General features: G+C 72.0%; 20 protein-coding genes and 1 pseudogene. 7 read left to right on the top strand and 14 right to left on the bottom strand.

From position 1 onward, the window contains the following. Positions 1-54: 54 nt before the first annotated feature. From MOTC310_RS26790 to mnmG, 3 genes are read right to left on the bottom strand one after another with little or no spacing between them, the layout of a single operon-like run. Complete coding sequence (locus MOTC310_RS26790; protein WP_012321019.1) at positions 55-912, bottom strand: ParA family protein; 858 nt, start codon at positions 910-912, stop codon at positions 55-57. Continuing rightward, the gene (gene rsmG, locus MOTC310_RS26795) at positions 909-1544 is read right to left on the bottom strand and encodes a 16S rRNA (guanine(527)-N(7))-methyltransferase RsmG (protein WP_331303943.1); all 636 of its coding nucleotides are present in this window, start codon (positions 1542-1544) and stop codon (positions 909-911) included. Before rsmG ends, MOTC310_RS26790 begins: the two co-directional genes overlap by 4 nt. After that, the gene (gene mnmG, locus MOTC310_RS26800; protein WP_331303944.1) at positions 1541-3442 is read right to left on the bottom strand and encodes a tRNA uridine-5-carboxymethylaminomethyl(34) synthesis enzyme MnmG; all 1902 of its coding nucleotides are present in this window, start codon (positions 3440-3442) and stop codon (positions 1541-1543) included. The genes rsmG and mnmG overlap by 4 nt, the downstream gene beginning before the upstream one ends. Before the next feature lie 419 nt (positions 3443-3861). Here mnmG and MOTC310_RS26805 point away from each other — a divergent pair, with 419 nt between their 5' ends. After that, the gene (locus tag MOTC310_RS26805) at positions 3862-4011 is read left to right on the top strand and encodes a hypothetical protein (RefSeq protein WP_331289385.1); all 150 of its coding nucleotides are present in this window, start codon (positions 3862-3864) and stop codon (positions 4009-4011) included. Positions 4012-4160: 149 nt separating this feature from the next. Here MOTC310_RS26805 and MOTC310_RS26810 read toward each other — a convergent pair whose 3' ends face one another. Together MOTC310_RS26810 and MOTC310_RS26815 are read right to left on the bottom strand one after the other, a co-directional pair. Further along, positions 4161-4382, bottom strand: coding sequence for a heavy-metal-associated domain-containing protein (locus MOTC310_RS26810; RefSeq protein ID WP_331303945.1), 222 nt, complete (start codon positions 4380-4382; stop codon positions 4161-4163). Positions 4383-4449: 67 nt separating this feature from the next. Continuing rightward, a complete protein-coding gene (locus MOTC310_RS26815) occupies positions 4450-5322 on the bottom strand; it encodes a MipA/OmpV family protein (RefSeq protein WP_419539070.1) in 873 nt (290 codons plus the stop codon). 240 nt (positions 5323-5562) lie between these two features. On the opposite strand from MOTC310_RS26815, the pseudogene MOTC310_RS32935 reads away from it, so the two are divergent. Further along, positions 5563-7057: pseudogene (locus MOTC310_RS32935) on the top strand (EAL domain-containing protein). Between the two features lie 27 nt (positions 7058-7084). On the opposite strand, the gene MOTC310_RS26825 reads toward MOTC310_RS32935, so the two are convergent. The 5 genes from MOTC310_RS26825 to bla all read right to left on the bottom strand — a co-directional run bounded on the left by MOTC310_RS26825 (position 7085) and on the right by bla (position 11316). Next, positions 7085-8371 (bottom strand): OprO/OprP family phosphate-selective porin, encoded by a 1287-nt coding sequence (locus MOTC310_RS26825; protein WP_331303946.1) that lies wholly within the window; start codon positions 8369-8371, stop codon positions 7085-7087. Between the two features lie 174 nt (positions 8372-8545). Beyond that, complete coding sequence (panC, locus tag MOTC310_RS26830) at positions 8546-9394, bottom strand: pantoate--beta-alanine ligase (protein ID WP_331303947.1); 849 nt, start codon at positions 9392-9394, stop codon at positions 8546-8548. Between the two features lie 122 nt (positions 9395-9516). Next, positions 9517-9873 (bottom strand): hypothetical protein, encoded by a 357-nt coding sequence (locus MOTC310_RS26835; RefSeq protein WP_331289391.1) that lies wholly within the window; start codon positions 9871-9873, stop codon positions 9517-9519. A gap of 67 nt (positions 9874-9940) precedes the next feature. Further along, complete coding sequence (locus MOTC310_RS26840) at positions 9941-10426, bottom strand: YbaK/EbsC family protein (protein ID WP_331303948.1); 486 nt, start codon at positions 10424-10426, stop codon at positions 9941-9943. A gap of 11 nt (positions 10427-10437) precedes the next feature. After that, positions 10438-11316, bottom strand: a complete 879-nt coding sequence (gene bla, locus MOTC310_RS26845) for a class A beta-lactamase (protein WP_331303949.1) — start codon at positions 11314-11316, stop codon at positions 10438-10440. 123 nt (positions 11317-11439) lie between these two features. Between bla and mnmE the strand changes: the two genes are divergently transcribed. Further along, positions 11440-12765 (top strand): tRNA uridine-5-carboxymethylaminomethyl(34) synthesis GTPase MnmE, encoded by a 1326-nt coding sequence (gene mnmE, locus MOTC310_RS26850; RefSeq protein WP_331303950.1) that lies wholly within the window; start codon positions 11440-11442, stop codon positions 12763-12765. Between the two features lie 78 nt (positions 12766-12843). Here the strand turns inward: mnmE and MOTC310_RS26855 are convergent, their stop codons facing one another. Further along, the gene (locus MOTC310_RS26855) at positions 12844-13323 is read right to left on the bottom strand and encodes a hypothetical protein (RefSeq protein WP_331303951.1); all 480 of its coding nucleotides are present in this window, start codon (positions 13321-13323) and stop codon (positions 12844-12846) included. 195 nt (positions 13324-13518) lie between these two features. After that, the gene (locus tag MOTC310_RS26860) at positions 13519-15141 is read right to left on the bottom strand and encodes an ABC-F family ATP-binding cassette domain-containing protein (RefSeq protein ID WP_331303952.1); all 1623 of its coding nucleotides are present in this window, start codon (positions 15139-15141) and stop codon (positions 13519-13521) included. Positions 15142-15336: 195 nt separating this feature from the next. Here MOTC310_RS26860 and MOTC310_RS26865 point away from each other — a divergent pair, with 195 nt between their 5' ends. Beyond that, on the top strand, positions 15337-15597 hold the full coding sequence (locus MOTC310_RS26865; protein ID WP_331289397.1) for a hypothetical protein: 261 nt from the start codon (positions 15337-15339) through the stop codon (positions 15595-15597). 361 nt (positions 15598-15958) lie between these two features. Here the strand turns inward: MOTC310_RS26865 and ypfJ are convergent, their stop codons facing one another. Together ypfJ and MOTC310_RS26875 are read right to left on the bottom strand one after the other, a co-directional pair. Next, entirely contained in the window at positions 15959-16870 is a 912-nt protein-coding gene (gene ypfJ / locus MOTC310_RS26870) for a KPN_02809 family neutral zinc metallopeptidase (RefSeq protein WP_331289398.1), read from the bottom strand. 155 nt (positions 16871-17025) lie between these two features. Next, a complete protein-coding gene (locus tag MOTC310_RS26875) occupies positions 17026-17790 on the bottom strand; it encodes a uracil-DNA glycosylase (RefSeq protein WP_331303953.1) in 765 nt (254 codons plus the stop codon). Positions 17791-18060: 270 nt separating this feature from the next. On the opposite strand from MOTC310_RS26875, the gene MOTC310_RS26880 reads away from it, so the two are divergent. The 3 genes from MOTC310_RS26880 to MOTC310_RS26890 all read left to right on the top strand — a co-directional run bounded on the left by MOTC310_RS26880 (position 18061) and on the right by MOTC310_RS26890 (position 23882). After that, the gene (locus MOTC310_RS26880) at positions 18061-19734 is read left to right on the top strand and encodes an electron transfer flavoprotein-ubiquinone oxidoreductase (RefSeq protein ID WP_331289399.1); all 1674 of its coding nucleotides are present in this window, start codon (positions 18061-18063) and stop codon (positions 19732-19734) included. A gap of 186 nt (positions 19735-19920) precedes the next feature. Continuing rightward, complete coding sequence (locus MOTC310_RS26885) at positions 19921-21789, top strand: tetratricopeptide repeat protein (protein ID WP_331289400.1); 1869 nt, start codon at positions 19921-19923, stop codon at positions 21787-21789. A gap of 419 nt (positions 21790-22208) precedes the next feature. Next, on the top strand, positions 22209-23882 hold the full coding sequence (locus MOTC310_RS26890) for a formate--tetrahydrofolate ligase (protein ID WP_331289401.1): 1674 nt from the start codon (positions 22209-22211) through the stop codon (positions 23880-23882). Positions 23883-23906: the final 24 nt, after the last annotated feature.

Here is a 23906-nt window from a genome sequence, read left to right on the forward strand (position 1 = left end):
ACCCGTGTCACGCTCCACACTCGCCCCTCGAACCGGGAGGGGGACTCAAACCCGTCAGGCCGCGGCCGGTACTCGGCCCTCGCGCTGGATCACTTCCGAGGCGAGGCGCAGGTAGGCCTGACTGCCGGCGCATTTCAGGTCGTACAGCAGCGCCGGCTTGCCGTGCGAGGGCGCCTCGGAGATCCGGACGTTGCGGGGGATCACGGTCTCGTAGACCTTGTCGCCCATGAACCCGCGCACGTCCGCCACGACCTGGGCGGAGAGGTTGTTGCGCGGGTCGAACATCGTCAGAACGATGCCCTGGATCGTCAGCTTCGGGTTCAGGGCGCCGCGGACCTGCTCGACGGTGCGCAGCAGCTGGCTGAGACCTTCCAGGGCGAAGAACTCGCACTGCAGCGGCACCAGCACCGCGTCGGCCGCCGCCAGCGCGTTGATGGTCAGCAGGTTGAGCGAGGGCGGGCAGTCGATCAGGACGTAGCTGATCCGGCTCAGGCTCGGCGCCTGGGTCAGGCTCTTCAGCACGCCGCGCAGCCGGTGCGCCCGGTCGGGGAGGGTGGCCAACTCCAGCTCGAGGCCGAGGAGGTCCATGGTCGAGGGCGCCAGCGACAGCCGCGGCACGGCGGTGGGGACCACGGCCTGCGCCAGCGAGGCCTCGCCGGCCATGACTTCGTAGGTCGAGACCCGGCGCTTGGCGCGGTCGATCCCGAGACCGGTGGAGGCGTTGCCCTGCGGGTCGAGGTCGATCACCAGCACGTCCTCGCCGATCGCCGCCAGGGCGGTGCCGAGGTTGATCGCCGTCGTGGTCTTGCCGACGCCGCCCTTCTGGTTGGCGAGCGCCAGAACGCGCAGAGGGCGTCGCATGGATGAATCCATGGACCGGTCGGCGGGATCGCCGAGGATCGCTTCGCTCATCGGTGGCTCGGGGCGGCGAGGGCAGTGACGCGCACGATCCGGGCATCGGAATCGGTCCGGCTCGGCACGAGGTCGTTAACGACTCTCCACTGCGCGCCGGCCTGGGTCAATTCGGCTTGTACGTCCCGGCCCTTCGGAAACAGGCCGGTGGTGCCCGTTTTCAACAGAGGCTCGGTCCAGGCGAGGAGCTGCGCCATCGGGGCGAGGGCGCGGGCGCAGACCACGTCGGTCCCGGCGTAGTCGCCGATCACCGCCTCGATCCGGGCATTGCGCACCCGGGCCTGAGCCCCGGTCAGCCGGGCGGTCTCGGTGAGGAAGGCGCATTTGCGCGCGTTGCTCTCCACGAGGTCGACCCGGACGCCGCGCTCCCGGCCGGCGATGGCCAGGATCAGGCCCGGGATGCCGGCCCCGGAGCCGAGATCGAGCCAGGTGCGGGCCTCCGGCGCGAGGTCGAGGAGCTGCAGCGCGTCGTCGATATGGCGGCTCCAGACCTCGGTCAGCGTGGCGGGGCCGACGAGGTTCTTGATCGGCTGCCAGCGCCGCAGCTGCGCCACGTAGAGGTCGAGCCGCTCGGCTGTTTCACGTGAAACACCGGAAGCCGCGAGGATTCGGGCGCGATCCGGATCGCTCATGCCGGGATCTGGTCCGCGGGAGCGGACACGGCGCGCGCGCCGCGGCGCGCGTGGGCCGCCAGCAGGGTGAGGGCCGCGGGGGTCACGCCCTCGATCCGCGCCGCCTGCCCCAGGGTCCCGGGGCGCACGGTCTCGAGCTTCGCCCGCATCTCGTTCGAGAGGCCGCTGATCGCCGCGTAGTCCAGCCCCGCCGGCAGGCGCACCGCCTCGTCCCGGCGGAAGGCCGCGATGTCGGCGTTCTGGCGGTCGAGATAGACCGCGTAGGTCGCGTCGGTCTTCATCCGGTCGGCGATCCGCGGGGCGACCTCCGCGAGGTCCGGCCACACCGCCGCCAGGTCGGACCACCCGATCTCGGGATAGGCGAGGAGCTGGAAACCGGTGCGGCGGATGCCGTCGCGGTTCAGGCTGATCCCGTGGGAGGCGGCCTGGCTCGGCGTCAGGCTCACGGATTCGAGCCGGGCGCGGGCCGCGTCCAGCGCCGCCTGCCCGGCCGCGAAATGGGCCGCCCGGTGCCCTCCGACGCAGCCCAGCGCGATCCCGCGCGGGGTGAGCCGGGCGTCGGCATTGTCGACCCGCAGGGACAGCCGATACTCCGAGCGCGAGGTGAACATCCGGTAGGGCTCGCTCACCCCCTGGGTCACGAGATCGTCGATCATCACGCCGAGATACGACTCGGCCCGGTCGAAGCCCGCGATACCGAGTCCGCCCGCGTGCCGGGCGGCGTTGACGCCGGCCACCAGACCCTGGCCCGCGGCCTCCTCGTAGCCCGTCGTCCCGTTGATCTGGCCGGCCAGGAACAGGCCCGGCAGGCGCTGCACCTGAAGGCCGGCATCGAGTTCCCGGGGATCGACGTAGTCGTACTCGATGGCGTAGCCCGGGCGCAGGATCGCGGCCCGCTCCAGCCCGGGGATCAGGCGGACGAGGTCGCCCTGCACATCTTCCGGCAGCGCCGTGGAGATGCCGTTCGGGTAGATCGTCGGGTCGTCGAGACCCTCGGGCTCCAGGAAGATCTGGTGCCCCTCCCGGTCGCCGAAGCGCACGACCTTGTCCTCGATCGACGGGCAGTAGCGCGGACCCCGGCTGGCGATGCCGCCGGAATACATCGGCGAGCGGTGCAGGTTGGCGCGGATCAGGTCGTGGACGGCCTGGGTGGTCCGGGTGATGCCGCAGCGGATCTGCGGCGTCGTGATCCGCTCGGTCAGCGTCGAGAACGGCACCGGCTCGGGGTCGGCCTCCTGCATCTCCAGGCCGGCCCAGTCGATGGTCCGCCCGTCGAGGCGCGGCGGCGTGCCGGTCTTCAGGCGCCCGAGGCGGAGGCCGAGCCGGTCGAGGGTCCGCGCCAGCCCGATCGCCGGCGCCTCGCCCACGCGGCCCGCCGGGATCTGCCGCTCGCCGATATGGATCAGGCCGCGCAGGAAGGTGCCGGTGGTCAGCACCACCGCGGCGCAGGCGAGGGTGCGCCCGTCCGCCAGGACGAGGCCGCTGAGCCGGCCGTCCGCGTCGAAGGCCAGATCCTCGCAGGCGCCCGCGACGACCGTCAGCCCCTCGGTCTCGGCCACGGCTGCCTGCATGGCCGCCGCGTAGAGCTTGCGGTCGGCCTGGGTCCGGGGACCGCGCACCGCCGGCCCCTTGCGGCGGTTGAGCAGGCGGAACTGGATGCCGGCCGCATCGGCGACCCGGCCCATCAGCCCGTCCAGGGCATCGACCTCGCGGACGAGGTGGCCCTTGCCGAGGCCGCCGATGGCCGGGTTGCAGGACATCGCCCCGATGGTCGCCGGATCGTGGGTGACCAGCGCGGTGCGGGCGCCGCAGCGCGCCGCCGCCGCGGCAGCCTCGACGCCGGCATGGCCGCCGCCGACGACCGCGACGTCGAACCGGACGGAGGAGGGGGTGAGCATCGGGTACCGAGCAGCCTTTCGCAGACGTCCCGCCGCGGGTGCGGCGGGCGCGTACGCGCCGACCCCGGCGCTGGGCGCGGGGGACCGGCGGATCTGCCGGGAGGTCTAAGCGCGCGCGGGCGCGGCGGTCAACGCGTCCTCGCCCTCGTCCGGCCGGAACGGTATCCCGCCCGCGTCGCCGCCCGGCAGGACAATCTGGATGCTGTATTCACTGCCCGCGCGGCGAGAAGATCTGGTATTCCCGCGCGGGTTTCTTGCGGAGGCTGGGCGAGGACTTGGCCGTCATCCTTGCCAGTCTCTCCGGACCGTGCGAATCTCGCGCCGTGACGCGATCCTGACCGGACAGAGCCGTCCGACAGGCCCACGAGGGGAACTGTTTTCGCCGCGCCGCGGAGCGACGCGCGAAGAGGAGACTCGAGATGTCGTCGCTGACAATCGGCCTGGGCGCCGCCTGTTGCGCGGCCGGCGCCGCCGCCCATTTCCTCGACCACACCCAGCGCAAGGAGGGCCTGTTCGGCCTCGCGGGCTTCGCCCTGCTCCTGACCGGGATGTTCCTGAGCCGCTCCTGAGAGCGCTCCCTCGGGGACGGCAACCCGGCCCCGGAGCAGCCTCGGCCGGCGCGCCCCGCGCCTGCCCGCGCGGCAGCGTCACCCAGACGGTGGGGCGCTCCGGCCGCCGCGGCCCTGACAGCGCGCGAATCCGGAACGCCGGGCCGGTCTCAGCCGGTCATGGCCGTCGCGGTGTAGCCGGCCTTGGTCAGGGCCTCGGCGATGGTCAGCGCCTGCGCGGCGGTGCGGATCGCCACGCGCGCCGCGTCCCGGTCGACCTGCACGTCGGCCGCGGGATCGATCCGCCGCACCGTGCGCGTCACCGCGGCGGCGCAACCGTCGCAGGTCATGCCTTCGACCCGCATCAGCAGGTCGGCGCGCGTCTCATCCATCCGGGCCTCCATCGCGTGTCGCCCGAATGTCGGGGGCCGGTGGGGCCGGCGCAAGCCGGGGCGCGGCTCAGAACAGTGCCGGCATGCGGAAGGCGTAGTCGATCCGCAGGCCGAACTGATACTGGTTCGGGTTGCCGAACGGCCGCCGCACCAGCGGGCTGTCGCCCGAAGCGCCCAGGATCCGGGTGTAGCCGGCATAGGCCGAGTAGGCCCAGGTCTCGCTCTGCGTGTAGGTCACGCCGCCGAGAACGCCCGCCGAGTAGAAGCTGCGCGGGTCGTAGGGGGTGACGCGCCCGTTCAGCGCCGCCTCGATCGGGGAGACGCCGAAATACTTCCGGGCGTAGCTGGCATCGCCGATGTTGAAGCGCGGTCCGATGGAGAACAGGAACTTCTCCGCCGGGATCAGGTAGTCGGCCGCCACCGAGCCGACGGTGCCGTGATGGCCGTAGATGCCCTGACGCGCCTCGACGCGGGTCCGGATGAACGAGACCGGGTAGAACTCGGCGAACACGCCCGGCTCGACGGCGAAGCGCGCGTCGCGGAAGCCGAACAGGTGGCGCCGGTCGTCGCCGTAATAGCGCCCCGGCACGAAGCGCGCGGTCGGGCCGATCCGGAAGGATTCGGTGTCGAACAGGGACAGGCTGAACCCGTCATCCGGCGTCGAGAAGCGGCGCGGCTCGCCCACCCGGCGGATATCGATCGAGGGGTAGCCGACGGCCGTGTAGTCGCTGGCGCCGGGATAACGGGGCACGGCTTGGATCGAGCCGCTCAGCGTGACGATCCAAGTGTTGGGATCGATCATCGCGAAGGTCGGTGTGGTGCGCGGAAGATCCGCGCCGAGATCCGCGGCCCGCGGCGCCGTCGTGCCGAAAGTCGCGAGGAGGGCGCCGGCGCCGAGAACGGCGCGAAGTCGGGGAGTACGCGGGGGCACGGACGTCATGGCCACGCTTTATGATCCTTTTTCATCCCGTCCGCATTCGCAAGCCGCGCAACCCTCCCCGGAACGCCCCGCAATCGGGGCCGCCGTGATGATTCCGCAACGTTCCAGCGGGCGCCGGCGTCACACCACCCGGAATTAACAGGCGTCGGCGCACCATCGGGGTCCCTGAGCCTTGCCGGACGGGGTGCGCGCGGCCAATGATCCTGCGATTCGGTTCGCGCCCGGTGGGGTTCGCTCGGGATGTCCCCCGGCGGCCGGCGCGCGTTCCTGGCAGGTGTTCAGACGATGGTCCCGGTCCTTGGCCGGTACGCGGGGCTGTTGACGGTCGGCCTTCTCGGGCTCGTCGTGTTCGGGCCGCTCGCGGTGTTCCTGCCGCTCTGGAGCGCCCTGACGCTCGGTGCCGTGGCCGCCGCGGCGGGCGGTCTCGCCCTGACCCGTATCGCCACCCTCAAGGCGCGCTGCGAGAAGCTGTCCGGCGAGGTCGATCTCCTGTCCCGGCGCCTGCTCAAGGTCGAGACGGCCGCCGCCGCCCCGGCCGCCCAGCCGCGACCCGAGACCGCCGAGGCCGCGCTGCGGGCGCAGATCGAGGAGCTGACCGTCGAGTTCGGCCTCCTCAGCGGGATCGTCCGTGACCTCACCACGGTGGTGAGCGCCCAGGATTCCGAGATCGCGGGCCTCAAGGCCCGGCCCGCGGCCCGCGCCGCGGAGACGCTCCGGCTCCCGCCCGAGCCCGAGCCGGCCCCGCCGCCCGTGCCGGAGCCNGGAGCCGGCCGCCCCCATCGAGCGAAGCCCGCCCCGACCGCAGCCGGTTCCGGCGGACCGCCAACCCGCGCCGAACCCGGCACCGTCCGTCCCGGCGCGGTCGATCCCCCCGCGGCCGATCCCGCCCCGGCCGGCGGTCGCGCCCGCCGACGAGGCCGCGATCATCGAGGCCTTCGAGGGGGAGGGCCTGGAGATCCACCTGCAGCCGGTCGTCACCCTGCCGCAGCGAAAGGTCGTGGCCTACGAGGCGCTGGCCCGGCTGCGGATCGGCGGCCCCGGCGCGCCGCCGGCCGAGCCCGAGGTCTTCCTCCCGGTGCTGGAGCGCTACGGCCGCACCACCGAACTCGACCGCCGGATGCTGCAGCGGGCCACCATCGTGGCGCGCCACCTCGCCCGGCGCGGCAGCGAGACCCTGCTGACCTACGGGCTGTCGCCGCTGTCGCTGTTCGAGCCCGGCCTGCTGCGCGAGCTGGCCCGCACGGCCGCCGACGATCCGGCCCTGGCCGGCCTGACCATCGCGCTGCCGCAGGAGAGCTGGCGCCGCCTCGATAGCGGCCAGCGGGGCCTGCTCGCGCCCCTCAAGGGCCGGGTCGGGTTCAGCCTCGACCGCCCCGACGACCTGCGCTTCGACGCGGCCGAACTCGCGGCGCTCGGCATCGCGCAGGTCAAGGTGCCGGCGGAGATGCTGCTGCGGCCCGGCGCGCATCGCGGCAGCCTGGCGGACATCGCCGTCGAGGACACCGCACCGGCCCTGGCCCGGGCCGGGATCCGCGTCATCGCCACGGGCGTCGCCGACGAGGCCGACGTCCCGGACCTGATCGACCTCGACGTGCCGTTCGCGCAGGGGACGGCCTTCGCGGCCCCGCGCCCGGTGCGCGCGGAGGTCCTGGCGACCCAGGCCGCCGAGGAGCCGACGCCGCCCCCGGAGCCCGAGCGGCGCCCGTTCCGGTCGGTCCTGCGCCGGGCCGTGTGAGGGCTTCGGCCGGTCCGCCGAGCCGCGTCACCAGTAGATCTGCAGGCGCGCGATCACCGTGTCGACTGAGAACGGGCGGGTGCCCAGGGTCTCGGATTGCGCCGTTCCCGGCTGCACCCGTCCGTGAACGACGTTCCCGATCAGCCGGAGATTCGGCTCGGGATACCAGCTCAGACCGAGGGTCACGTCCCGCTCCATGCCGCCGCGGAAGCCGCGGGCGTCCAGGTCGACGGCGCTGTAGCGCGCCGCCACCTCGAACACGCCGATCCCGCCCCGGGAGAGCCGCTGCGCTTCCGGAACGGCCACACCCTGGAAGGTCGCGTAGGTGGTGCCGCTCTGCGGCGCCAGCGCGTAGGCCCGGCCCTCGCCGTTGAGCACCAGGGCCGCCTCGACATAGCCCCCCTGGAAACCGAGCGCGGCGCCGGGCTGGCCGGGTGTGCGGAACGGCTGCAGCTCGGCCCTGATATACTCCGCCTGCACCAGGAACGGGCCGCGGCGATAGGCCAGCTCGGCCCCGAGGCGCGACACGCCGGCGGCGTCCGGGAGATCGCCGGTATCCACCAGGGGACGCTCGAACAGGAAGGCGCCCGCGGGGCTGGAGAAGCTGAAGGCCCCGTCGGACCGGGACCGGCGGCGGACGACCCCGGCGAGGCCGAGATGCAGGGTCTCGCCGACGGTCATGATCGGCGCCAGGGTGGCGCGGGCCGCCACCGCGACGCCGTCCCCGTCGATGCCGCTGCTGGCGGCGTTGCCGAACACGCCGGCCACCGCGGTCAAGTTCTCCCCGTGATGTCCGGCCGCGAAGCCGAAGCGGCGCTCCGGCACGAGGGCGTTGGCCACCGAGCGCTCGGCGAACAGGGTGTCGTTGTTGCTCTGCAGCCATTCCAGGCTGAAGGGCTCCTTCATGTTGCCGAGCGTCAGGATCGTGTCCGGCAGCCCCTTCCAGGCGACCAGCGCGTCGTTGATCGGCAGCATCGGGTCGGCGAAATCGTACTGGAAGGCGATCACCCAGTCGCGGCCGACGGTGAGCGTCGGCTCGATCCAGCCGCGGCGCACCGCGAGGTTGTCGGGAAAGGCCTCGGGCAAATCCGGTCGGTTGAAACCCGCCGCGCCGCCGTCGATGTGCAGCCGGCCGCCGATCTGGAGCTTCACGTCGGGCTCGGGGAATGTGAGGGTCAGCCCCTTCGCGTCGTAGCGCAGGCGCTCGCCGTAAGGGCCGGCCATCCCCTCGACCGTGTCCTCTCCGGCGCCGGCAGGGGCCGCCAGGGCGAGGGACACGGCCAGGACGGCCGGTGCGGTGCGCGTTCCGATCACGGTGCCAGCAGAGAACAGGTCGACCGTGCGGCGCCAGTCACTTGGCGCAGCGAAACCCCAGAACCTCGCGGGCCGTGGCCGGGCGGCCACGCTCCCGCCGGTCGGCGGGGTGAGGGGCGAGGGGGATCGACGCGCCTCCGGGCGCGCCGCCCGCCGCGCCCGTGCGCGCCCGGCCTAGACGGCGCGATTGTCGATCAGCCGTGTCCGACCCAGGAAGGCGGCGACGAGCACGCGGGCCGGGCCGTCCACCCGCTCCACCGGCACCAGGGTCCGGGCGTCGCAGACCGCGAGATACTGGACGCGGAACCCCGCCGCTTCCAGCGCCGCCCGCCCGGCGGCGATCCGGCCGGCCACGGGGGTGCCGTTGCGGGAGGCGGCCGCGATCTCGGTCAGGACGGCCTGGAGCTTCGGGGCGACGGCGCGCTCCTCGGCCGAGAGGTAGCGGTTGCGCGACGACAGCGCGAGGCCGTCTGGCTCGCGCACGGTCGGCACCCCGCGGATCTCCACCGGGAGGTCGAGATCCGCCACCGCCTGCTGGATCACGCGCAGCTGCTGAAAGTCCTTCTCGCCGAACAGGGCGACGTCGGGACGGACTTGGTTGAGCAGCTTGGTCACCACCGTGGCGACGCCGGCGAAGTGACCGGGCCGGAACGGCCCGCACAGCCCGTCGGTCAGGCCCGCGACCTCGATCCGGGTGGCGAAGCCCGGCGGGTACATGGTCTCGACGCCGGGCGTCCACGCGGCGTCCGCGCCGCCCTGCGCGAGCAGCGCGAGGTCGGAGTCCAGGTCGCGCGGGTAGCGGGAGAAATCCTCGCTCGGGCCGAACTGGGTCGGATTGACGAAGATGCTGGCCACGGCCCGGCGGCCGATCCGCCGCGCCTCGGCCACGAGGGCGAGGTGCCCGTCGTGCAGGGCACCCATGGTCGGGATCAGGACGACGCGCTCGCCCGCCGCGCGCCACGCGGCCACGCATCCGCGCAGGGCTGCGAGGTCACGGAAAGACTGGAAGGTCGGCTCAGGCACGGGACGGGCTCCGGGGGAGGGCAGGGCCGGTCTAGAGCATGATGCGGAGCGGTGGAATCCGGCAGCCCGGTTCCGGCCCGCGCCGGCAGCGCTCGAGATCCGCCCCGCCGTCCCGGCCGACGTCAGGGGCAGTAGGGCAGGAGGGAGCGCCCGAACGGGTCGTCCACGCCGGGCGGCGGCGTGAAGCCGTAGAAGCTCGGATGCCCCAGGCCGTACTCGGAGCCGACATAGCTCGGGTCATCCGGCGCGTTGGTGGGCACCGGCGCCCGCCGGGGCGTGCAGCCCACCGGCACGGGACGGGACCGGGCCGCGTAGACCGGGCGACGATCGAGGCCGTCGTTGCGCGGGAAGAAGCGGGGGCTGCCGCCCACGCCCGTCTCGGCGCCGCCGCGGATGTCGAGGTCGGCGGCCCGGGCCGATCCCGCGAGCAGCAGGACCAATCCGAGCGCCGTCACCGCCCTGCGCGTCCTCGCCCGCATGCCGCTTTCGTCTCCGCCGGTAGGCGGTACCGTGCGACGGCAGGGTAAATGGATGATTACCCCGGGATCACGTGAGCGGCACGACGAGGGCCTTCAGGACGGCGACGAGATCGCCCTCGGTGAGACGGATCTGCAATCCCCGGCCGCCGCCGTTGACGTGGATCTCGGCCGCCGGGTCGGTCAGCGATCCGGCATCGATCGCCGTCGGGAAGGGCCGCTTCTGCCCCAGGGGGCTGATCCCGCCGACATGGTAGCCGGTCAGCCGCTCGGCCTCCGCGGGTCTGAGCATGGCCGCCGCCTTGCCCGCGAAGGCCGCGGCGACCCGCTTCATCGACACCTCCCTGTCGGAGGCCACGAGCAGGCAGACCGCCCGGCCGTCCACCGCCGCCATGAGGGTTTTCAGGACGCGTCCGGGCGCCACCCCGAGTGCCTCCGCGGCCTGGAGGCCGATGCGCGGGGCATCCGGATCGTACGCGTAGACGTGGAGGCTGTGGCGGATCGCGGCCTTGTCGAGGGCGAGCGTCGCGCGGGTCGTTTTGGAGGGCGTCTTCATGGTCCGTCCGGTCAGGCGGAATGGGCTCGCGCGGCGATGAGGCGGCCGATCTCCGCGTAGGCCGCCGCGCACGTCTCGGCGGAGGCCGTGGACGCCGTGACGTAGACCGCCACGAGGATCGGCGCATGTCCCGGCGGCCGCAGGATCGCCACGTCGTTGACCGAGCCGTTGTCGCCGCTCCCGGTCTTGTCGCCCGCGATCCAGTCCGGCGGCAGGCCGGCCCGCAGACGCTTCCGGCCGGTCTCGCAAGCGATCATCCAGGCCTCCAGCCGGCCGCGCGAGGCCGGCGACAGGACGGGGCCGAGGAGGATCCGGCCCAAGGTCGCCCGCATCGCGCCCGGCGTGGTCGTGTCGCGAAGGTCGCCGGGGAGGGCGGTGTTGAGGGTCGGCTCGGTTCGGTCGAGACGGGTGACCGGATCGCCCGTGCTTCGCAGCCACGCGGTCAGCCCCTCGGGTCCGCCGAGAGGCGCCAGGAGCAGGTTGGCGGCGGTGTTGTCGCTCCAGATCAGCGTGGCCGCGCAGAGATCGGCGACGCTCATCCGCCCGGTTCCGGCGCCCGCCTCGAGTGTCTTCCGCGTCACCGGCGCGTAGCCAAGGAGGTCGCCGGGACCGTAGGTGAGGATCCGGTCGAGGGTCTCGCGACCGGCATCGACCCGCGCCAGCACCGCCGCGACCGCCAGCACCTTGAAGGTGCTGCACATCGGGAAGCGCTCCTCAGCGCGGTGGGCGGCGAGGACGCGGTCCGCCGTCGCGGCCGAGATCCCGAGGCGGCCGCCGAGCTGGCGCTCAATGGCGGCCCAGTCCGGCTCGGCCTCCGCGGCGCGCGCCGGGCGGGCGAAGGGAGCGGCGAGCAGGCCGAGGCCGACGGCGCGGCGGGTCCAGACGATCATGGCGCATTCCGATTCGAGATCGCGACCCCGCATTCGGGTGCGGCACCGCAACGCCGAGATGGTATAGAGCGGCCGCGCCTGTTTCACGTGAAACTCCGCCCCGCCGCGCGGCCCTGTGGGACCATGACCGAGACCGACACCCTCTTCGCGCCGGCCAGCGGTTTCGGCCGGGCCGCCGTCGCGGTGATCCGCATCAGCGGTCCGGGCGCGCGCGACGCGCTCGTCACCCTGGCCGGACACCTGCCGGCCCCGCGCCGCCTGTCGCTGCGGAGCCTCAGAGACCCGGCCGACGGGACCGAACTCGACCGGGCCCTGGTCGCTTGGTTTCCCGGGCCGGACACCTACAGCGGCGAGGATATGGTCGAGCTGCACCTGCACGGCGGTGCGGCGGTGCGGATGCGCGTGCTCGCAACCCTCGCCCGCCTGCCAGGGTGCCGGGCGGCCGAGCCCGGTGCCTTCACGCGGCGCGCCGTTCTCAACGGCCGGATGGATCTCGCCGAGGCGGAGGCCGTCGCCGACCTGATCGACGCCGAGACCGAGGGCCAGCGCCGTCAGGCCCTGCGCCAGCTCGACGGCGTGCTCAGCCGGCAGGTGGCCGCTTGGCGCACGGAGGCGATCGACTGCCTCGCCGCCGCGGAGGCCGCGCTGGACTTCTCCGACGAGGGGGACGTGGACGATGTCGGGCTCGACGCCGCGCTGTTCGACCGCGCGGCGCGCCTGCGGGACGCGATCGCCGCGACGCTGCGCGACGGTCACCGCGGCGAGCGCCTGCGCGAGGGATTCACCGTGGTGCTGGCGGGGGTGCCCAACAGCGGGAAATCGACCCTGCTGAACGCTCTGAGCCGGCGCGATGTGGCCATCGTGTCGGACAGCCCGGGCACGACCCGCGACGCCATCGAGGTGCGGCTCGACCTCGACGGCCTGCCCGTCCTCCTGGTCGACACGGCCGGGCTCCGCGACACCGCGGAGCCGGTCGAGGCCGAGGGCATCGTGCGGACGCGGGCGCGGATCGACACCGCCGATCTCGTGATCGTCCTCGTGCCGCCCGACGGCACGGTCCCGGATCTCGGGCCGAGCCGCAGCCCGGTCCTGACCGTCCGCACGAAGGCCGATCTGTTTGCCGGCTCAGGGATTGAGGAAACCCCCGCGACGGTGACAGTCTCCGCCCGCACCGGGGCCGGCATGGGCGCCCTGCTCGACGCTATCCGGGCCGCGGCCGAGGCCGGCCTCGGCACCGGCGACGCCCTGATCACCCGCGCCCGGCACAGGGCCGCGCTCGAGGCCTGCGTGACTCATCTCGACCGCCTCTCCGCGAGCCCCCACGGCCTGCCGGAACTGGCCGCGGAGGATCTGCGTCTCGCGGTCCGGGCGCTGGGCGCGGTCGCGGGCCATGTCGGCGTCGAGGACGTTCTCGACCGGCTATTCAGCGGGTTCTGTATCGGAAAGTAGATTGCTAGCTGGCAAATAATTGGCGCGCGCGCCGGACCGGCCGGGGGCCGTCGGCTGCGCGGTCGTCCCGGCGCGGCGCTACTGCGGGATCCGCAGGATCCGCGGCCGCCAGATCCCGAGCGCGACATTTGCGGTCGCGACCGCCAGAAGGACCCAGAGGGTGCCGCGCTCGCCGGTCAGCGAGACGGTCAGCACCGCGGGATCGACGAGGCCCGCCAGCGCGCGGGCGCTCCGCTCCGCCTCCTGCTTCATCGGGCCCTGGACGTAGACCAGGCCGCCCTCGAACATGAGGACTCCGGTGGCGAGCTTCACCCACGCCCATCCGGCATTGAGGAAGGCGCGGTTCAGCGCCATGGCCAGCAGGCCCGACATCAGCGTCACCGCCAGGGCGGGCAGGAAGATCCAGGTGGCGACGGCGCCCATCGCGCCCCGCGTCGCCGCGTAGCCCGCCAGGGCGGACGGCGCCGGCGACAGGCTCAGCAGGACGACCAGGGAGGCCATGGCCCCCAGCAGCCCCGCGGATCCCATCGTGTGGAGAAACTTCAGCAGGCGTCGCACGGCGTCTCACCCGGGCCGTTTCGGCGCAGCCTAGCGCGGGGCATCCCGGGGAGATAGCGGCGCGCCGGTCGCAGGGCTTCCGGTCGAAACCCTCCGCCGTCCGTGTGAGCGCAGCGAAGCAATCCAGCAGTGCCACGCTGATCCAGGTCGCGCTACCCTGGGCCGCTTCGCGGCGCGCGATGACGGCGTGGCCCCTCAGCTCCGCAGGCCGGGCGCCTCCTGGCCGGTGCGGGCCACGTACTCGGTGTAGCCGCCGCCGTACTGGTGGATCCCCTCGGGCGTGACTTCGAGCACCCGGTTCGAGAGAGCGGCCAGGAAGTGCCGGTCGTGGGACACGAACAGCATCGTGCCCTCGTAATTGGCCAGCGCCTCGATCAGCATCTCCTTGGTGCCCATGTCGAGGTGGTTGGTCGGCTCGTCGAGCACCAGGAAATTCGGCGGGTCGTAGAGCATCAGCGCCATGACCAGCCGCGCCTTCTCGCCGCCCGAGAGCACCCGGCAGCGCTTCTCGACGTCGTCCCCCGAGAAGCCGAAGCAGCCGGCCAGCGCCCGCAGCGAGCCCTGGCCGGCCTGCGGGAAGGAATCCTCCAGGGTCTGGAACACGGTGCGGTCGCCGTCGAGCAGGTCCATGGCGTGCTGGGCGAAGTAGCCGAGCTTGACGCTGCCGCCGACCGTGACCGAGCCGTCGTCGGGCGCGGTGGTGCCGGTCACGAGCTTCAGGAGCGTCGACTTGCCGGCGCCGTTGATGCCCATCACGCACCAGCGCTCCCGGCGCCGCACCGAGAAGTCGAGCCCCTCGTAGATCGTGCGGCTGCCGTAGCGCTTGTGCACGCCTTTCAGCATCACGACGTCGTCGCCGGAGCGGGGCGCCGGCTGGAACTCGAAGGCCACCGATTGCCGCCGCCGGGGCGGCTCCACGCGCTCGATCTTGTCGAGCTTCTTCACCCGGCTCTGCACCTGGGCGGCGTGCGAGGCCCGGGCCTTGAAGCGCTCGATGAAGGCGATCTCCTTGGCGAGCATGGCCTGCTGGCGCTCGAACTGCGCCTGCTGCTGCGCCTCGTTCAGCTTCCGCTGCCCCTCGTAGAAGGCGTAGTCGCCCGAGTAGGTGGTGAGCGCGCCGGCATCGATCTCGATCACCTTGGTGACGATGCGGTTCATGAACTCGCGGTCGTGCGAGGTCATCAGCAGGGCGCCGTCATAGGCCTTCAGGAACGATTCGAGCCAGATCAGGCTCTCGAGGTCGAGGTGGTTCGACGGCTCGTCGAGGAGCATCACGTCCGGGCGCATCAGCAGGATGCGGGCGAGCGCCACGCGCATCTTCCAGCCGCCCGAGAGGGCGCCGACATCGCCGTCCATCATCTCCTGGCTGAAGCTGAGGCCGTCGAGCACCTCGCGGGCCCGGCCCTCCAGGGCGTAGCCGTCGAGCTCCTCGAACCGGGCCTGGACCTCGCCGTAGCGCTCGACCAGGGCGTCCATCTCGTCGGCCCGGTCCGGGTCGGCGAGCGCGGCGCCGAGCTCGGCGAGCTCGGCCGCCACCGCGCTCACGGGACCGGCCCCGTCCATCACCTCGGTGACGACGCTGCGGCCCGACATCTCGCCGACATCCTGGCTGAAATAGCCGATGGTGATGCCCCGGTCGGCCGCGACCTGCCCCTCGTCGGGCTGCTCCTGGCCGATGATCATCCGGAACAGGGTGGTCTTGCCGGCCCCGTTCGGTCCGACCAGCCCGACCTTCTCGCCGCGCTGAAGCGCGGCCGAGGCCTCGATGAAGACGAGCTGCCGCCCGTTCTGCTTGGTGATCTTGTCCAGGCGTATCATGGCGGCGGGCGCTGTCCGGGAGGTCGCTGTCCGGAAGGTGTCCGGGAGTATCCCGGGCGCTTACGGCATCGGCCGACGCGGCGCAAAGGCGGGCTGCCGCAGTGCGGGATAACGCTTGCGTCCGGCGCAGACCTGGGCGCATCCCGGGACCCAGGATCAGGCTCGGCCGTTGCCACAGGCAACAAGAGGATCGCGATGCTGTTCGGTTGGTGGATGACGGGCATGGACATGGCCATGCTGGGGCTGGAGGCGCAGGGCGTCATCGCGCAGCGCATGGCGATGTTCGCCCTCGGCGGCCCCGCGGCCCAGGCCGAGGCGCAGCTCATGGTAACCGAGAAGATGCTGGCCGCCGGCGAGGCGGCGCTCATGCTGGCCGCCGGCGCCTCGAACGGCAAGGTGATCCGCAGCTACCGGCGGAAGGTCCAGGCCAACGCGAGGCGGTTGAGCAAGGGCTGACCTGCCGCGGTCGGACGGGCTCCAGCCGGATCTGCGATCAGGCGCGACGAGCCCCCTCACCCGCGCGGGAGAGGGGACCCGCGCTCAAGCTTGAACCGGTGTTGCTGGACCGAAGTGTCAACCTGCAAGGCTCCCACGGCAGGCCGGCCCACGACGAGGGTCCTCAGATTGAGCACCGCGCCCTCTCGCCGCCACCGCAAGACACGCCGTCGCGACCTTCGCTGAGTGAGGGGGCGGAGCAGGAATGGGAAGCTCCATCCCCCTCAAGGGGCGCGCAACAGAGCAATCCAGTGTCGCGCCGCCCTCGGGTCGCTTCGCTCCGCGCGATGACGGGGTCAGCGCGTGAAACCGCGATCCGCCCTCAGTTGTTGGCCGTCCGGAACGTGTCGCAGGCCTTGGTCTGGCCGCTCTTGTAGCCGGCCATGAACCAGCGCTGGCGCTGCGCCGAGGAGCCGTGGGTGAAGGAATCCGGCACCACGTAGCCCCGCGAGCGCTGCTGGAGCGCGTCGTCGCCGATCTGCGCGGCGGCGTTGAGCGCCTCGTCGATGTCGCCCTGATCCAGCTCGGCGTACTTGTCGTTGGAGTTCTTGGCCCACACGCCGGCGAGGCAGTCGGCCATCAGCTCGATCCGCACCGAGAGGGCGTTCGCCTCGGTCTTGCTGGAGGCCTGCTGCTGGCGGGCCTGGACCTTGCCGAGGATGCCGAGCACGTCCTGGACGTGGTGGCCTACCTCGTGGGCGATCACGTAGGCGTAGGCGAAATCGCCCTTCACGCCGAACTTCGAGGCCATCTCCTTGAAGAAGCCCGTGTCGAGATAGACCTTCTTGTCGAGCGGGCAGTAGAACGGGCCCATCGCGGCCTGGGCCGAGCCGCAGCCGGAGCGGGTGCCGCCGGTGTAGAGCACCAGCGTCGTCGGCGTGTACTGCTTGCCGGTCTGCTGCGGCAGGATCTGGCTCCACACGTCCTCGGTGTTGCCCAGGATCTTCGAGGCGAAGCGCCCGCTCTCGTCGGTCGGCGCCTGGCGGCGCTTGGCCTGGGTCTGCGGGTCGGCGGGCTGCTCCTGCTGGCCGCGGCCGCCGCCGATCCGCTCGGCGCCGCCGATCAGGATCGCCGGGTTGATGCCCGTGAAGTAGCTGACGATCAGCAGCACCACGATGGTGCCGATGCCGAGCCCGCCGGCACCGCCGCCGGGAAAGCCCATGCCGCCCCCGCCGCCGCCTTCACCGCGCCGATCCTCGACGTTGTCCGAGCTGCGTAGATCTTCCCAGCGCATGGTTGGGTCCCGCCATCGATGCTGCGCCGGCCGCCCCGGGCAGCCCACGGTTTGCTGTGCGTCGTCGTGTCCGGCCGCCGGGGCACCGGCAGCGGGAACGAAGCTCTAATGGCGGGAGGGGAGAGCCGGTTCCGTCACTCCGGTCAAGCTCGCGGTCAAGCTTTCCCGTCGAGCAGGGCGCGCAGGGACCGGAAATCGCGCCACGCGAGGCGCTTCTGGACCGGCTGACGCAGCAGGAAGGCCGGGTGGAGGGTGGCGAGCAGCTTCACCTCGCGGTTCGGCAACTTGTACGGGAAGAGGCGGCCGCGGGTCCGCAGGATGCCGTCCTTGGTGCCGGTCAGCGTCTGGGTCGCGGGCGCGCCGAGGCAGACGATAATGTCCGGATCGACGAGCTCGATCTGGCGCTCCACGAACGGCCGGCACACCGCCACCTCCTGCGGGGTCGGGTTGCGGTTGCCCGGTGGCCGCCAGGGCACGATGTTGCCGATATAGGCGCTCGTCCGGTCGAGCCCGACCGCCTTCATCATCTTGTCGAGGAGCTGGCCCGAGCGGCCCATGAAGGGCTTGCCGATCCGATCCTCGTCGGCGCCGGGCGCCTCGCCGAGAAACATCACCCGCGCCTCGGGATTGCCGTCGGCGAAGACGAGGTTCTTGGCGGTGAAGCGCAGCGGGCAGGCGTCGAACTCGGCCAGGATCCGCTCGAGCTCGTCCAGGCTCTTGGCCTGTCGCGCCCGGGCGCGGGCGTCGCTCGCGGCCTCGTCGGGCTGGGCGCTGGCGGCGCGGCCGAAGGTCGGCGCGGGCGCGTCCGCCTCGGTGAAGCGGTCGTGCGGGCGCTCGTCGAGCACCGCGTCGGCGCCGGCCTCCACGTGGAAGTCGAGATAGGCGATCAGGTCGGCTTGCGCGTCGGAGGGGCTCGGCATGTGGACAAGTATGTGGGGTGGCCGAGGCCTGTGGACAACGTCGGAAAACCCGCTCCCGCGCAGAGACTTGCGTGACGGAACGGCGCGCCCCGGGCGGCGCTCCCGGCGGCGCTCCCGGCGGCGGGGCCGCCGCCCGTGCGGCAAAGGGAACTTTGCCTTAAGTCTGGGCGTCGGCAACTTGCCTTTCTAGCTTGGAATCGCTTGAGACGGCAGCAGGGATGCCGGCCCGTCGACAAATCGGGCGCGGGAAGAAGAAAAGGAGAGGCGAGAATGGCGCTGCCCGAACGCGAGAGCATGGATTTCGACGTGGTCGTGGTGGGCGCCGGCCCGGCCGGCCTCGCCACCGCGATCCGCCTGAAGCAGCGCGCCGCCGAGATCGGCGAGGAGATCTCGGTCGTCGTCGTCGAGAAGGGCTCGGAGGTCGGCGCCCACATCCTGTCGGGGGCGGTGATCGACCCGATCGGCCTCGACCGGCTCCTGCCGGAGTGGCGCCAGGACCCGGAGCGGCCGCTCAAGACGGAGGTGCAGCGCGACGAGTTCATGATGCTCACCAAGAACAGCGGCATCACCCTGCCGAACGTGTTCTTCCCCAAGCTCATGTCGAACCACGGCAATTTCGTCGGCTCGCTGTCGAACGTCTGCAAGTATCTCGGGGTCCAGGCCGAGGCGCTCGGCGTCGAGATCTATCCGGGCTTCCCGGCCTCCGAGGTGCTGTTCGACGAGAACGGCGCCGTGGCTGGGGTCGCCACGGGCGACCTCGGCATCGGCAAGTCCGGCGAGCCGCGCGCGGACTACACCCGCGGCATGGAGCTGCGCGCCAAGTACACGGTGTTCGGTGAGGGCGCCCGGGGCAACCTGACCAAGGGCCTGATCCGGCGCTTCGAGCTCAACCGGCACAGCGACGTGTTCAAGTACGGGCTCGGCGTGAAGGAGCTCTGGCAGCTCGCGCCCGGCAAGTTCGAGCCGGGGCTGGTGCGCCACACGATGGGCTGGCCGCTGCCCAACAGGGCCGGCGGCGGCTCCTGGCTCTACCATTTCGACGACAACCTGCTCTCGGTCGGCTTCGTCACGCACCTGAACTACGAGAACCCGACCCTGTCGCCGTTCGAGGAGTTCCAGCGGTTCAAGACCCACCCGCTGATCGCCGAGACCTTCGAGGGCGCCAAGCGCATCGGCTACGGCGCGCGCGCCATCATGGAGGGCGGCTGGCAGTCGGTGCCGAAGCTGGTCTTCCCCGGCGGCTGCCTGGTCGGCTGCTCGGCGGGCTTCGTGAACGTGCCGCGGATCAAGGGCTCGCACAACGCGATCCTCTCGGGCATGCAGGCGGCCGACGCCATCGCGGACGCCCTGAAGGCGGGCCGCGCCGGGGACGAGCTCACCGCCTACGAGGCCGGCTGGCGCGACAGCCCGATCGGGCAGGACCTGAAGGCGGTGCGCAACGTCAAGCCGCTCTGGTCGCGCTACGGCACGCTTGTCGGCGTCGGCCTCGGCGGCATCGACATGTGGGCGACCAGCATCCTGGGCGCCTCGCCGTTCGGCACGCTCAAGCACGGCAAGCCGGATCACGCCTGCCTCAAGCCGCTCTCCGAGGTGACGCCGATCGTCTACCCGAAGCCCGACGGCAAGCTGACCTTCGACCGGCTCTCCTCGGTCTACCTGTCGAACACCAACCACGAGGAGGACCAGCCGCCCCACCTCAAGGTCCGCGACCTGGAGCTGCAGAAGCGCTCCGAGCACGACGTCTACGGCGGACCCTCGGGGCGCTACTGCCCGGCGGGCGTCTACGAGTGGGTGGAGGACGCGTCCGCCAGCGACGGCGTGCGCTACCAGATCAACGCCCAGAACTGCGTCCACTGCAAGACCTGCGACATCAAGGATCCGAACCAGAACATCGACTGGGTGACGCCGGAGGGGCCGGGCGGGCCGAACTACCCGAACATGTGAGGGCCGCCCTCGGCCGAGGAGCCGAGGACGGGAAGGCGGACGACCCGGGCATCCGCCCCCGCGCCATCCTTTCGCCTTGCGGGGCTGGCGGGATGGGTTCAGTGTCCCCAGCGTTTTTTCGGGGATGCCCCGCCATTCTCGCGCCCGGCCCCCGACGGGCCGGCGCCCAGGAGCCGCGATCGGTTCATGATGATGACACGCGCCCGCCGGAGCGTTTCGGCGCTCGCCCTGCTGCTCGCCGCCGGGCTCCCGCAGACCGTGCTCGCCGCGCAGCCGAAGGAATCGACCCCGGTGCTCGATTACGAGCCCGCGGACTCGCTGGAGGGCAACTTCCTCTCCGCCTACATCGCGGGCGCGTCCCGGGACACGGCGGCGGCGGCGACCTTCTACCGCGAGGCGGTCAAGGCCGACCCGCGCAACGCCGAGCTGGTCGAGCGCGCCTTCATCTCGCTGCTGGCCGACGGCGCCCTGCCGGACGCGTTCCGCACCGCCGAGAAGCTGATCGCCCGCGATCCGACCAACGGGCTCGCCAACCTCTCCCTCGGGGTGCGCCAGATCAAGGCCGGCCAGTGGGCCGCCGCCCGCCAGAACTTCGCGCGCAGCGGCCGCGGGGCGGCCACCGACCTCACCGCGACGCTGCTGACCGCCTGGTCCTACGCGGGCGCCGGCGACGGCAAGAAGGCGCTGGAGACGGTCAACAAGCTCCGGGGCGAGCGCTACTACAACACCTTCCGGGACTACCATGCCGGCCTGATCGCGTCGGTGACCGGCGACAACGCCGAGGCCGAGCGCCGCCTCAAGGCCGCCTACGACGCCGACCACAACACCCTGCGGATCGTCGACGCCTACGCCCGGATGGAGGCCAGCCTCGGCCGCACCGACCTGGCGATCCAGGCCTATTCCGACTTCGACCAGCTCTCGCCGCGCCACCCGCTGGTGCGCGACGCCCTCGAGAAGCTGAAGGAGGGCAAGCCGCTCACGCGGCTGATCGGCACCGCCCAGGAGGGCGCCGCCGAGGTGCTGTACGGGCTCGGCTCCGCCGGCTCGACCCAGGGCGACGAGCTGCCCGCCGTGATCTACCTGCGGCTGGCCCTCTACCTCGCCCCCGACCACGCGCTCGCCCGGCTGACGCTGGCCGACACGCTCGACCGGATGAAGCAGCCCGAGCGCGCCAACGAGGCCTACGCGCAGATCCCGGCCAATTCCCCGCTCAAGCTCAACGCCGACATCCAGATCGGCCTGAACCTGGAGCAGATGGGCAAGGGCGACGAGGCCCTGGCCCATCTCGACGCGGCCATGAAGGCGCACCCGGACGACATCGACGTCATCACGGCGCTGGGCAACGTGCAGCGCGCCCGCAAGAAGTACGAGGAGGCGGCGGCCACCTACACCCGCGCCATCGGCCTGATCGGCGACCGGCCGCAGGCCAGTTACTGGACGACCTACTATTTCCGCGGCACCGCCTACGAGCGCGCCAAGCAGTGGCCGAAGGCCGAGGCCGACCTGAAGAAGGCCCTGTCCCTGGTGCCGGCCAACCAGCCGGCCGCCAAGGCGCAGGTGATGAACTATCTCGGCTATTCCTGGGTCGATCAGAACACCAACATCGACGAGGCGTTCAAGCTGCTGCAGCAGGCCGCCGACGCGAGTCCCCGGGACGGCATGATCGTCGACAGTCTCGGCTGGGCCTATTACCGCCTCGGCCGCTGGGACGACGCGGTGCGCGAGCTGGAGAAGGCGGTCGAGCTGAAGCCCGGCGATCCGACCATCAACGACCACCTCGGCGACGCCTACTGGCGCTCGGGCCGGCGCCTCGAGGGCAAGTTCCAGTGGCAGCACGCCAAGGACCTGAACCCCGAGCCGGACGACCTCGCGCAGATCAACGCGAAGCTGAAGGACGGCCTGCCCGACATCGAGAAGCCGACCGCCACCGCCGAGACCGTGCCGGCCCCGGTGGCGGCCCCGCACAACGCCGAGAACCCGGAACTCCCGAAGGGCGCGCCGCAGCCGCACGAGGCGCCGGGCGCCGCCGACAAGGCCAAGAAGTCGGGGGGCTGACGGGGTCCCGGGCCGCTCCTCCCCTCCGCGGGTCCAGGGATACACGCTGCAGAACCTTCACCCCGGTGCTGAAGATCGACGACCGGGGATCCACGTCGTCGTTCCGGGCTCCGCTGCGCGGCCCCGGGATGACGCGGTCGCGATGGGTCCGCACACGGAGCGGGACTGGGCGACCTAGCCGCCGCGGACTGAGCTCTGCTGGAGAGGGCGCGATGCGGTCGGCGCCGCGGCGACGACTCTCTCCGGATCGACAAGAGTATTTTGTCGGCCACCTCATAAAAATCGACGCGCATTTCCGAGCGGTTTGACGCACAGTGCGCAGCCGTTCGCGGGCGGCCGCGCTGCAGCCCGCACGGCAGGACATTCGCACGGCAAGAGCCGGCGGCGGGCACCGGCCCGCGAGTCAGGGAGGAAGGCCTATGCCGTCAGACATCGAGATCGCCCGCGCCGCGACCCTGAAGCCGATCGCGCAGGTCGCCGAGACGCTCGGCATCCCGGATGACGCGCTCCACAATTACGGCAAGCACATCGCCAAGATCGACCACGGCTACATCGCCGGGCTGGAGAGCCGGAAGCCCGGCAAGCTCGTGCTGGTCACCGCGATTTCCCCGACGCCGGCCGGCGAGGGCAAGACCACCACCACGGTGGGCCTGGGCGACGCCCTGAACCGCATCGGCGAGAAGACCATGATCTGCCTGCGCGAGCCCTCGCTCGGGCCGTGCTTCGGCATGAAGGGGGGCGCGGCCGGCGGCGGCAAGGCGCAGGTCGTGCCGATGGAGCAGATCAACCTGCACTTCACCGGCGACTTCCACGCCATCACGTCGGCCCACAGCCTCGCGGCCGCGCTGATCGACAACCACGTCTACTGGGCGAACGAGCTCAACATCGACGTCCGCCGCATCCACTGGCGCCGCGTCGTCGACATGAACGACCGGGCGCTCCGCCAGATCACCCAGTCGCTGGGCGGCGTCGCCAACGGCTTCCCCCGCGAGGACGGGTTCGACATCACGGTGGCCTCCGAGGTGATGGCGGTGTTCTGCCTCGCCAAGGACCTCGCCGACCTGGAGGAGCGCCTCGGCCGGATCGTCATCGCCGAGACCCGCGACCGCAAGCTCGTGACCCTCAAGGACGTGAAGGCCACCGGCGCCATGACGGTGCTGCTCAAGGACGCCCTGCAGCCGAACCTCGTGCAGACGCTCGAGGGCAACCCGGCGCTGATCCACGGCGGCCCCTTCGCCAACATCGCCCACGGCTGCAACTCGGTGATCGCCACCCGCGCCGGCCTGCGGCTCGCCGACTACACGGTGACGGAGGCCGGCTTCGGCGCCGATCTCGGCGCCGAGAAGTTCCTCGACATCAAGTGCCGGCAGGCGGGCCTGACCCCCTCGGCGGTGGTGGTGGTGGCGACGATCCGCGCCCTCAAGATGCACGGCGGCGTCGACAAGAAGAACCTCGGGGCCGAGAACATCGACGCCCTGGAGAAGGGCTTCGCCAACCTCGCCCGGCACGTGACCAACCTGCGCGGTTTCGGCCTGCCGGTGGTGGTCGGCGTCAACCACTTCCACGCCGACACCGACGCCGAGCACGCCAGGCTCAAGGAGCTGTGCCGCGAGCGCCTCGACGTCGAGGCGATCACCTGCCGCCACTGGGCCGAGGGCGGCGCCGGGGCCGAGGAGCTCGCCCGCGCGGTGGTCAAGCTCAGCCAAGCCGAGCCGGCGCCGATCCGCCACGCCTACGAGACCGAGAGCCGCCTCACCGACAAGATCCGGGCGATCGCCACCAAGCTCTACGGGGCCGCCGACATCCAGATCGAGACGAAGGCCGCCGGCAAGCTCGCCACCTTCGAGAAGGACGGCTACGGCCACCTGCCGATCTGCATGGCCAAGACCCAGTACTCGTTCTCCACCGACCCGACCCTGATGGGCGCCCCCGAGGGCCACATCGTCGGCGTGCGCGACGTCCGGCTCTCGGCCGGCGCCGGCTTCGTGGTGGCGATCTGCGGGGAGATCATGACCATGCCGGGCCTGCCGCGGGTGCCCGCCGCCGACACGATCCGGCTCGACGCCAACGGCCAGATCGACGGGCTGTTCTGAGGGTCGCGCGCGGGGCTCGCCCAG

Source organism: Methylobacterium oryzae, from assembly GCF_036441375.1.
GTDB lineage: Bacteria > Pseudomonadota > Alphaproteobacteria > Rhizobiales > Beijerinckiaceae > Methylobacterium > Methylobacterium oryzae_A.

What these genes read in the sequence shown, in the direction of transcription:
- MOTC310_RS26790 (WP_012321019.1), bottom strand. Translation starts at nt 912, where the DNA reads ATGAGCGAAGCGATCCTCGGCGATCCCGCCGACCGGTCCATGGATTCA.
- rsmG (WP_331303943.1), bottom strand. Translation starts at nt 1,544, where the DNA reads ATGAGCGATCCGGATCGCGCCCGAATCCTCGCGGCTTCCGGTGTTTCA.
- mnmG (WP_331303944.1), bottom strand. Translation starts at nt 3,442, where the DNA reads ATGCTCACCCCCTCCTCCGTCCGGTTCGACGTCGCGGTCGTCGGCGGC.
- MOTC310_RS26805 (WP_331289385.1), top strand. Translation starts at nt 3,862, where the DNA reads ATGTCGTCGCTGACAATCGGCCTGGGCGCCGCCTGTTGCGCGGCCGGC.
- MOTC310_RS26810 (WP_331303945.1), bottom strand. Translation starts at nt 4,382, where the DNA reads ATGGATGAGACGCGCGCCGACCTGCTGATGCGGGTCGAAGGCATGACC.
- MOTC310_RS26815 (WP_419539070.1), bottom strand. Translation starts at nt 5,322, where the DNA reads ATGACGTCCGTGCCCCCGCGTACTCCCCGACTTCGCGCCGTTCTCGGC.
- MOTC310_RS26835 (WP_331289391.1), bottom strand. Translation starts at nt 9,873, where the DNA reads ATGCGGGCGAGGACGCGCAGGGCGGTGACGGCGCTCGGATTGGTCCTG.
- MOTC310_RS26840 (WP_331303948.1), bottom strand. Translation starts at nt 10,426, where the DNA reads ATGAAGACGCCCTCCAAAACGACCCGCGCGACGCTCGCCCTCGACAAG.
- bla (WP_331303949.1), bottom strand. Translation starts at nt 11,316, where the DNA reads ATGATCGTCTGGACCCGCCGCGCCGTCGGCCTCGGCCTGCTCGCCGCT.
- mnmE (WP_331303950.1), top strand. Translation starts at nt 11,440, where the DNA reads ATGACCGAGACCGACACCCTCTTCGCGCCGGCCAGCGGTTTCGGCCGG.
- MOTC310_RS26860 (WP_331303952.1), bottom strand. Translation starts at nt 15,141, where the DNA reads ATGATACGCCTGGACAAGATCACCAAGCAGAACGGGCGGCAGCTCGTC.
- MOTC310_RS26865 (WP_331289397.1), top strand. Translation starts at nt 15,337, where the DNA reads ATGCTGTTCGGTTGGTGGATGACGGGCATGGACATGGCCATGCTGGGG.
- ypfJ (WP_331289398.1), bottom strand. Translation starts at nt 16,870, where the DNA reads ATGCGCTGGGAAGATCTACGCAGCTCGGACAACGTCGAGGATCGGCGC.
- MOTC310_RS26875 (WP_331303953.1), bottom strand. Translation starts at nt 17,790, where the DNA reads ATGCCGAGCCCCTCCGACGCGCAAGCCGACCTGATCGCCTATCTCGAC.
- MOTC310_RS26880 (WP_331289399.1), top strand. Translation starts at nt 18,061, where the DNA reads ATGGCGCTGCCCGAACGCGAGAGCATGGATTTCGACGTGGTCGTGGTG.
- MOTC310_RS26885 (WP_331289400.1), top strand. Translation starts at nt 19,921, where the DNA reads ATGATGATGACACGCGCCCGCCGGAGCGTTTCGGCGCTCGCCCTGCTG.
- MOTC310_RS26890 (WP_331289401.1), top strand. Translation starts at nt 22,209, where the DNA reads ATGCCGTCAGACATCGAGATCGCCCGCGCCGCGACCCTGAAGCCGATC.